Below are 14,619 nucleotides of genomic sequence, written 5' to 3'. Positions count from 1 at the left end.
TCACGCGGGGTCTTTGTGGATAATGACGTCGGCTTGCGGGCATGCCTCCAGAATGGCATGCCTTAGCCCCGCCCCGATTTCGTGGGCGTCGTACAGGCTGAGGGATCCGTCGATCTCAACATGCAGATTGACGAAGACGCGTGCCCCCGATGTGCGCGTTTTCAGGTCATGGTAGCCATCCACGCCGGGCCAGTTGCCTGCGATGTCTTCGATCTTCGCCACGAGATCAGGGTCGGCGGAGCGGTCCATCAACGCATCCCATGCGCCTTTCCCGATCCGTCGCGCGCCGTGGATCAGGATCGCGGCCGTCATCAGCGCAATGACACTGTCGATATGCCCGACCCCGAAATGGGCCGACGCCCATAGGGCTACGATCGCGGCGATGTTGGGCAGGAGATCGGACAGATAGTGTAGCGCGTCGGCTTGAACCACCTTGTTTCCCGTTTTTCGCCCCACATAGCGCTGCCACAGCACCAGACAGATCGTCAGAGTGATCGAGACGCTCATCACGACCATTCCCGCGCCTTGCGCTTGCAACTGCGTCGGGTTGTCGGACAGCAGACGGCGCACTGCGGACAAACCAATCGCGCAGGCTGAAACGGTAAGAAACAGCGCTTGCGCGAGGGCGGCGAGATCCTCGGCGGAATTGTGCCCGAAAGCGTGATCATCATCCGGCGGCTTGGCCGCGTAAAGGATCGCCCATAGCCCCAGCAGAGACATGATTGCGTCCAGCGCACTGTCCACAAGCGACCCCGCGACGGCGAGTGATCCGGTGGCAAAAAACGCCCACAGCTTGAGCGACACAAGGGTCAGTGCCACCAGAACGGACGCAACACCGGCGGATCGTGCAAGACGGTGGTTTGTGTCGGGCCTTATCATGTCTTGGACCTAGCCTCGGGGACGTGAGGCGGCAAGACAATTAGTTCGCAACTTGCTCCGGTAACGCATCGCTTAGCAGCACACCCCACAGCTGGCCCTGCTGCATCCAGCCCTTGTGGCCGTCGGCCGATACCTGACACCAGCCCCCTTCGCATTCATCGACACGCAATATGACACCATTCTCGGCGGTTGCGCGGATGGGCGTGTCGGTCGCTGGGCGCGCGTGAATTTCGGCGCCGTTCACATCGACGATTGCGGTGCGCACGCCGGACAGCATCGCGTAGTGGACCCAACCGCCCAGCCCGTCACGATCACGCACCTGCCGCCAATGCCCGTATTCACCGGTCACGATCAGCGGCATTCCCTGATGCTGAAATACCCAGTCCACACGGTGATTGAGCGATGGTCCGCGCCGCACATTGGCGTTTGATGCCTTCAGCGAAACGAAGCGCGGGATGGGAAGGTTTGTGACAGGGCCGACGCTCTGCTGCGCTGCACCTGACGGGGTGGTCCCGATGCAAATGAACGCGCCCAGAATGGCGCATAACTGCCGCCTGTTCATGCCTGTCTCTGCCTTGCTCCGAGTCGCTCATTGCGCCGACTTCTTGTTAAACGCAATGTGCCACGTGCCGCGCATGAGGGAAAGAATACGTACAGGATTTGTCCAAAGACTGTGCCCATCCTGCGACGGGCAGCAACTCACCGCTTTGCGAATGGGCGCTTTCGTGCCAGCATGCTCTTTACCAAGCGGAACGCAGGCAGATCTGGAGACAACCCATGGCGACCAATCCATTCGACTACAGTGCGATGATGAAAATGTTTGATCCCGACGAGGTCAGCAAGATGTTCAACCCTTCGCGCATGTTCGAAATGTTCGAGCCGCAAAAGAGCGCGGCCTTCGACATGAGTTCGGTGATGGACTCCAATCGCAAGAACTTCGACACTATGATTGAGGCAAACAAGGCGGCAGCAAATGCCTACAAGGATTTGCTGGAAAAGCAGATGGATATTTTCGGCCAACTGACTGCGGCGGCACGCGAACAGGCCGAATGGATCGAGAAGAATGCAGGGCCGGCCGCGATGACGGAAAAGACCGAAGCCTATGGTGAGGCCGTCGAGAAAGCGCTCGGGTTGATGCGCAAGCTGGCCGATGCGGCACGGGACGCGAATGAAGAGGCATACGCCTCCATCCGGTCGCAGATCAACGAAGCCGTCGAAGGGATGAAGGCGCACAAAGGGTGACGAGGGCGGTCAGGCCGCCCCTTTCGCCTGTTGGTTGAGCACTTCGCGCAGCTCGAATGCCGCGCGCATCAGGCGCTGCGTGTAATCGCTGTCGGGAGATTCGAAGATCTTTTCGGTCGTGCCCTGATCCACAACCTGACCTGACTTCATTACGATCACGTAGTCGGACAGTGCCTGCACGACAGCGAGGTCGTGGCTGATGAAGACATAGGACAGTCCGTACTTGTCCTGCAGATCCCGTAGAAGCGTGATGACCTGTTTCTGGACAGACCTGTCAAGCGCGGAGGTCGGCTCGTCCAAAACGATCACGCCGGGCTTCAGGACAAGCGCGCGGGCAATCGCGATACGCTGCCGTTGCCCACCCGAGAATTCATGCGGAAAGCGGTTGCGCACGGCGGGGTCAAGATCCACCTCTTTCAGCGCCTGAATGGCGCGTTTGTCACGTTCCTTTGCGCTGATTTCAGGGGCATGGACCAATAGACCTTCGGTGATGATCTCGCCTACCGTCATACGGGGGCTGAGCGACCCATAAGGATCTTGGAACACCACCTGCAGCGACTTGCGGTAGGGGCGCATCTGGCGACGGTCAAATCCGCTGATGTCCGTGCCCGCAAAGACGACGCGACCATCGGCGGGCAGCAATTGCAGGATTGCGCGCCCCAGGGTGGATTTGCCGGACCCGCTTTCGCCCACGATGCCGATTGTTTGGCCGGCGCGTAACGTCAGGCCGACACCCTTCACGGCATGAATCTCAGTCGAGCTGCGCAAAAGGCCACCCGGCTGGCCAAAGGTCACGTGCATGTTCTCGGCCTGAAGGACGACGTCGGCGCTGTCCGGCACGGGGGCTTTTCGGCCTTCCGGTTCGGCGTCAAGAAGCATGCGTGTATAGGGCTCCGCCGGGCGGTTGAAGATCTGCTCGGTCGGGCCTTCTTCGACGACCTTGCCGTGGCGCATGACGTAGACGCGGTCGGCGAAGGCCTCCACGATGCCCAGATCATGCGTAATGAACAGGATCGCCATGCCGAGCTTCTTCTGAAGCTGCGCCAGCAATCCGAGGATTTCGGCCTGGATTGTCACGTCGAGCGCGGTGGTCGGTTCGTCCGCGATCAGCAGATCCGGGTCATTGGCCAGTGCCATGGCGATCATCACGCGTTGACGCTGGCCACCCGACATCTCGTGCGGATAGGCGGACAGGCGATCCCTGGCGTTGGGGATCTTGACCAGTTCCAGTAGTTCCAGCGCGCGTGCCCTAGCCTTGGATCGGCTCAATCCGCCATGCACCATCAGCGGTTCCGCGATCTGGCGCTCGATCGTATAAAGCGGATCTAGCGAGGTCATCGGTTCCTGAAAGATCATCGTGACCTTGGCGCCGCGGATCTTGTCCAGTTTCGATTTCGGCATGCCGAGCAGTTCGGTATCGCGGTATTTCGCGGACCCTGTCGCTTTGCCGTTCGAGGCCAGCAGCCCCATCGACGCCATCATCGCCTGGCTCTTGCCAGAGCCGGATTCGCCCACCACGGCCACGGTTTCGCCGCGCCGGACTTGCATGTTCACGCCGCGCACGGCCTGAACGTCGCCATCCGGCGTGTCGAAGGAAACGGTGATGTCCTTGATGTCGAGAACGATTTCATCGGTCATATCAGCGGTCCTTCGGGTCGAGTGCGTCGCGCAGGCCATCGCCAAGGAAGTTCAGGGCAAACAGCAGGACGGTCAGTGTGGCTGCCGGGAACAGCAGCATGTAGGGCGCGCCGCGCATGTCCTTGGCACCTTCGGAGATCAGCACACCGAGCGATGTCAGCGGCTCCTGCACGCCGAGGCCAAGGAAGGACAGGAAGGATTCCAGCAAGATCACCTTGGGGATCAGCAGTGTCATGTAGATGATGACGGGACCGAGCGTGTTGGGGATGATATGCCTGCGCAGGATGCCACCGGCACCGACGCCAAGCGCATCCGCGGCCTGAACGAATTCCCGTTTGCGCAGGCTGATCGTTTGTCCGCGTACGATACGCGCCATGTCCAGCCATTCTACGGCCCCCACGGCGATGAACATCAGCACGACGTTTCGGCCAAAGAAAACGACCAGCAGGATCACGAAGAAGATGAAGGGCAGCGAATACAGGATATCGACGAAGCGCATCATCAAATTGTCGATGCGACCCCCGAAATAGCCAGCGGTTGCGCCATATGTGACGCCGATGATCAGGGCCACGGTCGTCGCGAGCGCACCGATCATCAGCGAGATGCGCACGGAAATGAGTACGCGCGACAGCAAGTCTCGCCCAATGGCGTCCGTTCCGAAGTAGAAGTGGTAGCGCGCGACATCTGCTTCCAGCGTGATGCTGGTCCCATCGGCGGACTGGTCAGTAATACGTGCGCCCGAGAACAGGTTGGACCGGTCCACATAGCGCGTCACGCGAGGGTCGATTTCTCGGGACGAGGAAGCTGTCACACGCAGTGTGCTGCCGTCAATTTCGACACTGTCGGCTTCGAGCCTCGCGCGTTTTACGACCGACTCGGCTGCGGGCAACAGCGACTCTTCGCGCGGATAGGCTTCAAGTGATGCGGGGACCTTGACGAATTCCGGATAGACTTCGCTGTAGGAATGCGGAGCGACCATCGGGCCAAAGATTCCGGCCATGATCATGAAGACGAGCACCCAGATCGACACCATGGCCGCGGTGTTCTTCTTCAGGCGCAGCCACGCCGTCGCCCACAGGGAACGGCTGCTGTCAGTCGGGATGTCGGACGGACCCTGAGGCGGGATCGGGTCGGCGGTTAAATCAGCCATTGGATACCTCAGTCGTAGCGGACGCGCGGATCAAGCGCGGCGTAAAGGATGTCGACGATCAGGTTGAAGATCACGACGAAGACGGCGATCACGACGACTGTGCCCATGACAAGGGTGTAGTCGCGGTTCAGCGCGCCGTTGACGAAATAGCGGCCAATGCCGGGCAGGCCGAAGATTTGCTCAATCACGATGGAGCCGGTCAGTAATGCTGCCGCTGCGGGGCCGAGATAGGACACGGCAGGCAAACAGGCGGCACGGAGTGCATGGGTAATGACGATCATGCGGGTCGGCAAGCCATAGGCGCGGGCGGTGCGCACATGGTCGGATCGCAATGCCTCGATCATAGAGCCACGCACAAGGCGGGCGACGACGGCCACTTGCGGCAAGGCCAGCGCGATGACGGGGAGCACGAGGTTCGAGGGTGCGCCGCCATTCCATCCACCGGCAGGCAGTACGCTTAGCCATACGCCGAAGACCAGGGCCAGCAACGGCGCAACGACGAAGTTGGGCACGGTGATCCCGAAAGTCGCGGTGGCGATCACGGCATAGTCGATCCAGCTATTCTGGCGCAGCGCGGCAATACACCCCAGCGTACCACCAATGAGGAGCGCCAAAAGCAAGGCGAGGCTACCCAGCGTCATCGAAACGGGCAAGCCATTGGCCAGCAATTCGCCGACAGTGAAGTCGCGGTAGATGAAGCTCGGTCCCAGATCGCCACGGAAGAGGTTGCCGAGATAGTAGAAATACTGCTCCCACAGAGGCTTATCGAGATGGAAAATCTTGTTCAGGTTCTCCATCACCGTGGGTTCCAGCGTGCGCTCGCGATCGAACGGGCCGCCCGGGGCGACGCGGATCAGGAAGAACGCGCCGGTGATGATTAAGAATAGCGTCGGGATCGCCCCAAGAAGGCGCCGTGTGACATATCTTAGCATGGGAAAGGTCTCGCCGGGTTTGGCCCGGCCGAGGTGAGGCCGGACCAGTTTTCAGGTTATTCGGAAATTGACAGGAAGCGCGTCGGGTGGACGTTCTGAATGTTGTCTTCCCAACCCTGCAGCTTCGGCGAGACCAGGCTGCGCGAGGAATAGAACGCCAGCGGGATCTGCGGTACGTCGCGCAGGAACATGGTTTCCGCTTCGGCCAGAACCTGCGCGCGCTCATCCAGGTCGGTGATCGCTGCGGCCTTGTCCAGCAGCGCGTCATATTCCGGGTTGTCGTAGTTGCCGTAGTTGAAGCCCGGGTTGTCCGCACGGTTCAGGAACAGGAAGTTCTGCGGGTCGGAATAGTCGCCGATCCATCCGGCACGGGCGACGTCGTGTACCTTTTCGTCGCGCAACATAGCATAGTGAGCCGATGCGTCGCGCACGTTGAAGGTCGTTGTCACACCCAGCGGTTCCCACATGGACGCGATGGCGGTCGCGACGTTCTTGTGGTTCTCCGACGTGTTGTAGGAGATTTCGACTTCAAGCGGATTGTCCGGGCCGTAGCCTGCCTCTTCGAGCAGGGCGATGGCTTCGTCTTCGCGGTCCAGAAGCGGTGTATCTGCGTAGTCCAGCTGCGGCTGTTCTGCCACGTAGTTGCCGATGCCCGGCGGAACCCAGCTATATGCGGCGATCATGGAACCGGCCCACACTTCGTCGGCCAGAAATTCACGGTCGATGACCATGGACAGTGCCTGACGGACATTCACGTTGTCGAAGGGTTCGCGCGCGGAATTGATGCCGTAGTAATAGACGCCGAGATAGGGCGCGATACGGACTTGGTCGCCCAGGCGCGACTGAAGATCAGCGATTTGTTCCGCCGCGATGTCGGAACACGAATGAACCTCACCAGCCTCAAAGCGACGCGCGCAGTTGGCACGGTCCTCGAACGGTGTAAATTCAACCGTGTCGATTGCGACGTTGTCGGCGTCGTGGAATTCCGCGTTTTTCTGCAAAACGATCTTGTCGTTCGGCGTGACGCTTTCCAGCGCGAACGCACCATTGCTGACCATGTTTTCCGGTTGAACGAAATCAACACCGAACTCTTCCACAGTGGCGGGATGAACGGGCAGCCCGGTCTGGTGTGTCAGCAGTTCCAGAAAATAGGGTGTCGGCTGTTCCAGCGTGATTTCCAGGGTGTGATCGTCAACGGCTTTGACGCCAAGCTCGCCGCCTTCACCTTTGTTGATCGCCTCTGCGCCTTTGATCGGGTAGAGGATGTTGGCGTATTTCGCGCCAGTCGCAGGATCCATGATACGATTCAGCGAGAACACGAAATCATTCGCAGTCACCGGATCGCCATTCGACCATTTCGCATCGTCGCGCAGCGCAAAAGTGTAGACCGTCCCATCCTCGGAAATTTCCCAGCTTTCCGCGACGCCCGGAATGACTTGAGCAGCTGGGTCGTAAACGACGAGACCCTCGTAAAGGTCACGCAGGATGTTGGCTTCGGCCACGGTGGAGGTCTTGTGCTGGTCCAGCGTTTCCGGATCGCCGTCATTGCCGCGCACATAGGTCACAGCCGATGCCGCGCTTACACTTGCCGCCAGAACTGTCGTCGCGAAAAGCGACGTTCGAAACGGAGATCTAATCATGGAATGTTCCTCTCTGTCAGGTCGTTGCGCGATTTTCGCGCGTGTGAACATATTCACAGAAATTTCACAGGGGCCGTCAACGGATTTCAGACCCTAAATCATATCACGCGACGTTATGCCGGCTGAGGAAGTTATTATCGTAGCGCAGGGCAGCTATGCGCTTTTGGAATGTTTCGTGGCCCGAAACATCACGAAGCGAGCTGAACGAATCATATCGAAACCAGCGATTCGATTCGCCGTGCTTTGGCCGAATTCGCACATTTTCGAAGGGAATTATGCTTTTTACTTGAACATCAACGATGCATAAACGAACATAAGCGAAAGAAATCACGTCCTTTGGACTGGAAGTGGAGGCCTGACAGGTGACTACTAGCCCCGACGAGCCGGTCGATCTTCTCGTCATCGGCGGCGGCATAAATGGCTGCGGTATCGCACGAGATGCCGCGGGGCGTGGTCTGTCGGTATTGCTGGCAGAAAAGGCGGATCTGGCCTCGGCGACTTCATCCGCATCGACCAAGCTGTTTCACGGTGGGTTGCGCTATCTGGAATTTTTCGAGTTCCGCCTTGTGCGCGAGGCACTGAAGGAGCGCGAGACCTTGCTTCGGGCGATGCCTCACATAAGCTGGCCGATGCGTTTCGTGTTGCCGCTTCATCCCGAAATGCGGTTCGACACGCAAACTCCGACGTCGCGCTTGCTGTCGGTCCTGATGCCTTGGGCGAAGGGCAGGCGGCCTGATTGGTTAATTCGGTTGGGGTTGTTCATCTATGACAGTTTGGGTGGGCGGAAGCTGTTACCTGCGGCGCGCTCGGTCGATCTGACTGAAGATCCGGTGGGCAAGCCCCTCAAGTCGCAGTTTCGAAAGGCCTATGAATATTCCGATTGCTGGGTCGATGACGCGCGGCTCGTTGTTCTCAACGCAAAGGATGCGCAGCGGCGTGGGGTGAAAGTGCGGACTGGCTGTGAGGTGGTCGGCGCGGAACGCGGCGGTGATGTTTGGCAGGTATCCGTGAAGAACGTGGACACAGGTCAGCGGCAGGTCGTGCGTGCGCGGGCAGTGGTAAACGCGGCCGGACCTTGGGTGGCGGAGACGCTGAAGCAGACACTGGGCATCGAGACATCGGAGAAGGTGCGCCTGGTGCGGGGCAGTCATATCGTGACGCGAAAGTTGTTCGACCACGATCACTGCTATTTTCTGCAGGGTGCGGACGGACGGATTGTCTTCGCGATCCCTTATCAAAATGACTTCACCCTGATCGGCACGACGGATCAGGATCATGGTGACCCGTCACAGCCTGCCGTGTGCACCGAGGAGGAGGAAGACTATCTGTGTCGCTTCGTGTCCGGGTATTTCGACACGCAAGTGACCCGCGACGATATCGTTTGGACGTACTCGGGCGTGCGGCCTCTCTACGATGACGGTGCAAGTTCTGCCACAGCTGCAACGCGCGACTATGTGTTATCTCTGGATCGGTCAGGCGCTCCTTTGCTCAGCGTATTTGGCGGCAAGATCACCACCTACCGCAAATTGGCGGAGTCGGCGATGGAGCGGCTGAAAGCCGTGTTTCCCGACATGCCGGACAACTGGACTGCGGGTGTCGCTCTTCCCGGCGGAGATTTTGCGGTCGACGGTGTGGCCGCGCTAATAGAAAAGTTGGTCGGACAGTATCCGTTCCTGGGTGAAAGGCGTGCGATTCGTCTGATCCGTCAATATGGCACCGATGCTTTCGGCCTGTTGGGCGGTGCCGCGAGCGACGCAGATCTGGGCGAAGATTTTGGTGCGGGCTTGACCGAGGTCGAACTTCGCTGGTTGATGTCGGAAGAATACGCGCGCTCTGCGGAAGACGTCATTTGGCGCCGCACTAAGCTGGGACTTGTCTTATCCGAACAACAGGTGGCCCGTATTGAAGAATGGATGCGGGATGCGCGAATGACGGGAGGACAGAATGAACTACGTGCTGGCGATCGATCAGGGGACAACCTCTAGTCGCGCTATTATTTTTGATGAGGCGCTGAAGGTCGTCGCCATCGCGCAGGAAGAATTCGAGCAGCATTATCCCGCATCCGGATGGGTCGAACATGACGTGTCCGATCTGTGGTCCACGACTGCGGGAACATGCCGCCAGGTGATTGAGCGCGCGGGCGTGTCCTCGGGTAGTATAGCGGCCGTCGGTATCACCAACCAGCGAGAAACGGTTGTTCTGTGGGACCGCAAAACGGGACAACCGGTGCATAACGCGATTGTCTGGCAAGATCGTCGTACCGCGTCCTTGTGCGCCAAGTTGCGCGCGGACGGGCATGAGGACGTGATCAAAGAGAAAACCGGTCTTTTGCTCGATCCTTATTTCTCGGGCACAAAACTGGCGTGGATATTGGACAATGTGGACGGTGCTCGGGCGAAGGCTGAAGCAGGTGATCTGCTGTTCGGCACCGTCGATTGCTTCCTGATCTGGAAGCTGACGGGTGGTGCGGTTCACGCGACGGATGCAACGAATGCTGCCCGCACATTGCTATATGACATCCATCAAGGCTGCTGGAGTGAGGATATCTGCAAGCTGCTCGGCATTCCCATGAGCCTGCTTCCAGAAGTGAAAGACTGCGCCGCTGAATTCGGACACACACGTCCGGACCTGTTCGGGCGTGAATTGCCTATTCTGGGTGTTGCGGGTGATCAGCAGGCTGCCACCATCGGGCAGGCGTGCTTTGAGCCTGGTATGTTGAAATCGACGTATGGCACAGGATGTTTTGCGTTGTTGAATACGGGTGCGACTCCGGTAGCCAGCCAGAACCGCTTGCTGACGACGATCGGCTATCAGTTTGGCGGAAGGCCGACTTATGCGCTAGAAGGGTCGATTTTCATCGCTGGAGCCGTCGTGCAGTGGTTGCGTGACGGGCTGAAGATCATCCGGGAAGCCAAAGAAACGCAGCCGCTTGCCGAGTCTGCCGATCCGGAACAGTCGGTGATTCTTGTACCTGCCTTCACGGGGCTGGGCGCGCCCTATTGGCATGCTGAATGCCGTGGTGCGATCTATGGGCTGACGCGCAATTCCGGGCCCGCCGAACTCGCCAGGGCCGCACTGGAAAGTGTTGGCTTTCAGACGCGCGATTTGCTGGAAGCAATGCACGCGGACTGGGATGCCGAAGCCGGGGGACAGGTCTTGCGTGTGGATGGTGGAATGTCAGCATCTGACTGGGCGATGCAGTTCCTGTCCGACATTATTGGTGCGCCGGTAGACCGTCCCGAAGTGCTCGAGACGACTGCTACTGGTGCGGCCTGGCTGGCAGGTATGCAAGCTGGCGTTTATCCTCAGATGGAGGAATTCGCGCGCGACTGGTCCCTGGAGCGTAGGTTTAAGCCGTCGATGCCAGAGGATGTACGCGACAAGAAATACGCAGCGTGGCAGCGGGCGGTGAAAGCCACCATGCAGGCTTGAGGCGATGGGCGGGTGCAGCGATGCACCCGCGACCAATAGGCTAGGCGACCAGCGTTTCTGTGGATGAGAAGAACATTGCCTGGCTGACAGCCGAACGAACCTGCTCTTCCTTGTAGGGTTTCGAGATAAGGAAGGCGGGTTCCGGTTTCTCGCCTGTCAGCAGGCGATCAGGGAACGCCGTGATGAAGATGACCGGCGTGTCGCCAAGTTCGCCCAGCAAATCATTGACCGCGTCGATACCAGAGGAATTGTCGGCAAGCTGGATATCGGCAAGGATCAGATCGGGGCGTTCCGCTTTGCCCAGCTTGACGGCTTCGGTGCGAGTCGTGGCCACGCCGGTGACCAAGTGTCCCATATCGGCGACGATGCTTTGGATGTCCATTGCGATGATGGCTTCGTCTTCGATGATCATGACCTTGCCACTCACGCGGTCTTCCATCTCACGACGTGCGATTGACACCAGATCGTCGGCTTCCTCTTGCGTCATATCCATGATTTCGGCAATTTCGTCCAGTCGGAACTCTTCAACAGAGTGCAGCAGCAGAGCTTCACGGCTGTTAGGGGTCAGGGTGCTCATATGCCGTTGCGCCTTGGCGCGGAGGTTGTCGCTTTCTTCGTCAACGGGTGCTCCGGAACTGGTCCAGATGACATGAAACGTGCGAAATAGCGCTACCTTCACGGAACTCGCAGAGCGTGCAGTGCCTGAATCTTCGATCAGGGCTTCCAGAGTCGCGATAGCAAAATTATCTCCGCTTTTCTGACTCCCTGTCAGTGCGCGCGCGTATCTGCGAAGATAAGGGAGCTCCCGCCCGATCAATTCCGACAGCTCGCTCTGTTGCACATCTCGCATAGTTTTCACCTTTTTCTTAAAGCAACTGGAACCAAACGCCCTGTTGCGTCTTTAGTTCCACATTAGTGTAAGGACTGGTTATGGCGAAAGAAAACAACGAGACGGGGCATGAGGCATCTGGCAGGCCATCCCGTCACATTGATGACAACCTGAAGCGAATCTACCAGGAAACCCTGTCCGAAGAGCTGCCGGACCGATTCACCGAACTGCTGGCTAAGTTGCGGGACAAGGATACCAGTAATGAGCCATCCTGACCCAAGAGAAGAGCTGGTCGAACATCTTCCGGCGATGCGTGCATTTGCGCTGAGCCTGAGCCGTAATCCGGCGGCGGCGGATGATTTGGTTCAAGACACGGTTGTGAAAGCTTGGTCGAATATTGACAGTTTTCAACCGGGCACGAATTTGCGTGCGTGGCTGTTTACGATTCTGCGCAACACCTTTTACTCAGCGCGGCGCAAGTCAAAGCGTGAGGTTGCCGATCCCGAGGGAACCTATTCGGCAGGATTGGCCGAAAAGCCCGCTCATGACGGGCATCTGCAGATGAACGATTTCAAACGGGCTTTTGCGCAATTGCCAGCCGAGCAACGCGAAGCACTGATTTTGGTGGGTGCAGAAGGCTTTTCATATGAAGAGGCTGCGGAAACCTGCGGCTGTGCTGTTGGCACGATCAAAAGCCGTGCGAATCGTGGTCGTGCGCGATTGGCGAAACTGCTGAAGCTGGATGAAACGGACAAGTTGGAACTGACCGATACGGCAACCATTGCGGTGCTGACGTCTAACCGCACCCAGGCCATGTAATGGGAAAAACCAACTGGTTGCGGCAAAGCCTTAACCGGCTGGATGTCCGCGTGGTCATATTCTTGTCGATTGCACTTCTGCCGCTGGGGGTGATCTCGGTGTTTCAAACCGCCTTGGTCAGTCAAGCCACTGCGCGTCAATCCCGCCTCAGTTTGCAGTTGCTGACGGAGCAGGCCGCCTATCGGGAACGGCGCGTGATTGAGGGCGCATTCGGTGCTGCACGTGCGTTGTCCACGACGATTCCAGACCTGCTTACGGATGCCGAGGGGTGTCAGGATCGGTTTCAGCGTTTTCTACGTGCGACGGAAGACTACACTTTCGCGGGATTTTTAGGTGCCGACGGGATGGTCAAATGCTCGTCCTCGCCGGGCGTTTATGATTTCAGGGATAGCGAGACGGTTCAGAGGATATTGTCCGAGCGCATCCGGTCTGTGGAAATCATTGCGGACCCTCAGGTGTCCGAAGTGCCAGTCGTGAACATTCGTGAACCTGTTTATGAGAATGACCAGTTTCTGGGTTTTCTAACCATCTCGCTTCCCCACTCAGCAATCGAAGATACAGAAGTATCGCCATCGGGCGGACGTGCGCTCGAACTTATCACATTCAACGCCAATGGGGATGTTCTGACCGCTCAGTTGGGATCGGAGAACGTCCAGAACCGTATTCCCGCGAACCGCGACCTGTCCGCGTTCATTGGTGCCCCGCCCACGGCCTTCACGGATGTAGATGGTTTGGGGCGCGAACGTGTATTTGCAGTCGTACCTGTGATCGCCAACGCGGTTTATGCTTTGGGTCGCTGGGAGGGTGATTCCGAAGTTGCCGGCCTTGGCAACCGCTATTGGTCTGGCGCGATCTTTCCGGTCGTAATGTGGCTGACCAGCCTGATTGTCGCGTATATTGCGATGCATCGCATGGTCATCCGACATGTAAGGTTGCTTCAGGCCAAGATGCGTGCTTTTGCACTACATCGTGAATTGCGGGATGACGGCGACGACTCCGATATGCCGACTGAACTGACGGACATGAATCGTACGTTGTCGCGCATGACGGAAATCGTGCTGCGCGACGAGGCGGATCTGGAAAACACCTTGCATGAACGCGACGTGTTGCTGAAAGAAGTGCATCACCGCGTAAAAAACAACCTGCAATTGATTTCTTCCATAATGAACATGCAGATGCGCAAAGTGCGAGAACCGGAAACCCATGCCGTTTTGCAGCGGCTACAGGACCGTGTTCTCGGGCTCGCGATGGTGCATCGAAATCTCTATCAGACGTCGGAATTGTCTCGCGTGGAGGCCGATGTGCTGATCCGTGATATCGCCAATCAGATCATCGGCGTGGGACGAGCGGGCATTGAGCACCTCGATCTGCAGATGGAACTGGATAATCAGATGACCTTGTACCCGGATCAGGCTGTACCGCTGTCTCTTATGGCGAGCGAGGCGATAACCAATGCGGTTAAGTATTTGGGCACGCCAGAGCATGGCTCCCCCTGGTTATCGGTCACGTTACTGCGGCAAGAAGATGGTCAGCTTCTGTTCGAGGTGGCCAATTCGCAAGGCAGCCCCACTGTCGCGGAAGACGGCAACGAGGTCGGCAGCGGACTGGGATCACGACTGATTGAAGCGTTTGCGCGTCAGCTGGGCAGTTCGGTCGAGATTGAAGCGACGGACAAGATATTTCGTCTATGGGTAAAGTTTCCCGTACGCGAGTTTGACTTCGCGGCGGCCGTAGGACCGGCGGACACTCGTACCTAATCATTTTGGCGGAACCGGCAGAGTATCTTGGCGTTCATTCTACACAAGATTGGAAAGGAGACTCCAAGATGAATTGGGATCAAATTCAAGGCAAGTGGAAGCAGCTCCAGGGCGAGGTTCAAAAGCAGTGGGGTGAGCTTACCAATGACGATCTGGATCAGGTTGCCGGTGACCGGCAACAACTGGAAGGCAAGATCCAAGAGCGTTACGGCAAGACGCGCGAAGAAGCCAAGGAAGCGGTTGACCGCTGGCTTGCAAGATAATTGAATTGCGTAAACCCGGGAGAGTTATCTCTCGGGTT

General features: G+C 58.1%; 14 protein-coding genes. 7 read left to right on the top strand and 7 right to left on the bottom strand.

What is annotated here, in order from left to right:
- Together FPZ52_RS08520 and FPZ52_RS08515 are read right to left on the bottom strand one after the other, a co-directional pair.
- A complete protein-coding gene (locus FPZ52_RS08520) occupies positions 1–879 on the bottom strand; it encodes a cation diffusion facilitator family transporter (protein ID WP_146365038.1) in 879 nt (292 codons plus the stop codon).
- A 40-nt stretch (positions 880–919) separates the two neighbouring features.
- Positions 920–1,441: an SH3 domain-containing protein gene (locus FPZ52_RS08515; RefSeq protein ID WP_146365037.1), complete on the bottom strand. Its 522-nt coding sequence runs from the start codon at positions 1,439–1,441 to the stop codon at positions 920–922.
- A 215-nt stretch (positions 1,442–1,656) separates the two neighbouring features.
- On the opposite strand from FPZ52_RS08515, the gene FPZ52_RS08510 reads away from it, so the two are divergent.
- The gene (locus FPZ52_RS08510; RefSeq protein WP_146365036.1) at positions 1,657–2,121 is read left to right on the top strand and encodes a phasin family protein; all 465 of its coding nucleotides are present in this window, start codon (positions 1,657–1,659) and stop codon (positions 2,119–2,121) included.
- A 9-nt stretch (positions 2,122–2,130) separates the two neighbouring features.
- Here the strand turns inward: FPZ52_RS08510 and FPZ52_RS08505 are convergent, their stop codons facing one another.
- From FPZ52_RS08505 to FPZ52_RS08490, 4 genes are read right to left on the bottom strand one after another with little or no spacing between them, the layout of a single operon-like run.
- On the bottom strand, positions 2,131–3,759 hold the full coding sequence (locus FPZ52_RS08505) for an ABC transporter ATP-binding protein (RefSeq protein WP_146365035.1): 1,629 nt from the start codon (positions 3,757–3,759) through the stop codon (positions 2,131–2,133).
- A gap of 1 nt (position 3,760) precedes the next feature.
- Positions 3,761–4,909 (bottom strand): ABC transporter permease, encoded by a 1,149-nt coding sequence (locus FPZ52_RS08500; RefSeq protein WP_146365034.1) that lies wholly within the window; start codon positions 4,907–4,909, stop codon positions 3,761–3,763.
- Between the two features lie 8 nt (positions 4,910–4,917).
- Entirely contained in the window at positions 4,918–5,841 is a 924-nt protein-coding gene (oppB, locus tag FPZ52_RS08495) for an oligopeptide ABC transporter permease OppB (RefSeq protein ID WP_146365033.1), read from the bottom strand.
- Positions 5,842–5,897: 56 nt separating this feature from the next.
- The gene (locus FPZ52_RS08490) at positions 5,898–7,481 is read right to left on the bottom strand and encodes a peptide ABC transporter substrate-binding protein (protein ID WP_146365032.1); all 1,584 of its coding nucleotides are present in this window, start codon (positions 7,479–7,481) and stop codon (positions 5,898–5,900) included.
- Between the two features lie 362 nt (positions 7,482–7,843).
- Between FPZ52_RS08490 and glpD the strand changes: the two genes are divergently transcribed.
- Together glpD and glpK are read left to right on the top strand one after the other, a co-directional pair.
- Positions 7,844–9,466 (top strand): glycerol-3-phosphate dehydrogenase, encoded by a 1,623-nt coding sequence (glpD, locus tag FPZ52_RS08485; protein ID WP_146365031.1) that lies wholly within the window; start codon positions 7,844–7,846, stop codon positions 9,464–9,466.
- Positions 9,426–10,913: a glycerol kinase GlpK gene (gene glpK, locus FPZ52_RS08480; protein ID WP_146365030.1), complete on the top strand. Its 1,488-nt coding sequence runs from the start codon at positions 9,426–9,428 to the stop codon at positions 10,911–10,913. Before glpD ends, glpK begins: the two co-directional genes overlap by 41 nt.
- Positions 10,914–10,953: 40 nt before the next feature.
- Here glpK and FPZ52_RS08475 read toward each other — a convergent pair whose 3' ends face one another.
- The gene (locus FPZ52_RS08475; RefSeq protein WP_146365029.1) at positions 10,954–11,763 is read right to left on the bottom strand and encodes a response regulator; all 810 of its coding nucleotides are present in this window, start codon (positions 11,761–11,763) and stop codon (positions 10,954–10,956) included.
- Between the two features lie 80 nt (positions 11,764–11,843).
- Between FPZ52_RS08475 and FPZ52_RS18900 the strand changes: the two genes are divergently transcribed.
- From FPZ52_RS18900 to FPZ52_RS08460, 4 genes are all read left to right on the top strand, one after another.
- Positions 11,844–12,017, top strand: a complete 174-nt coding sequence (locus FPZ52_RS18900; RefSeq protein ID WP_168201290.1) for a NepR family anti-sigma factor — start codon at positions 11,844–11,846, stop codon at positions 12,015–12,017.
- Complete coding sequence (locus tag FPZ52_RS08470) at positions 12,004–12,561, top strand: RNA polymerase sigma factor (protein WP_146365028.1); 558 nt, start codon at positions 12,004–12,006, stop codon at positions 12,559–12,561. The genes FPZ52_RS18900 and FPZ52_RS08470 overlap by 14 nt, the downstream gene beginning before the upstream one ends.
- Entirely contained in the window at positions 12,561–14,318 is a 1,758-nt protein-coding gene (locus FPZ52_RS08465) for a sensor histidine kinase (RefSeq protein WP_146365027.1), read from the top strand. Before FPZ52_RS08470 ends, FPZ52_RS08465 begins: the two co-directional genes overlap by 1 nt.
- A gap of 68 nt (positions 14,319–14,386) precedes the next feature.
- Positions 14,387–14,581 (top strand): CsbD family protein, encoded by a 195-nt coding sequence (locus FPZ52_RS08460; protein WP_146365026.1) that lies wholly within the window; start codon positions 14,387–14,389, stop codon positions 14,579–14,581.
- Positions 14,582–14,619: the final 38 nt, after the last annotated feature.

The sequence above is a fragment of the Qingshengfaniella alkalisoli genome, from assembly GCF_007855645.1.
GTDB classification, from domain to species: Bacteria; Pseudomonadota; Alphaproteobacteria; order Rhodobacterales; family Rhodobacteraceae; genus Qingshengfaniella; species Qingshengfaniella alkalisoli.
This window is presented reverse-complemented; position numbering and strand designations above follow the sequence as displayed.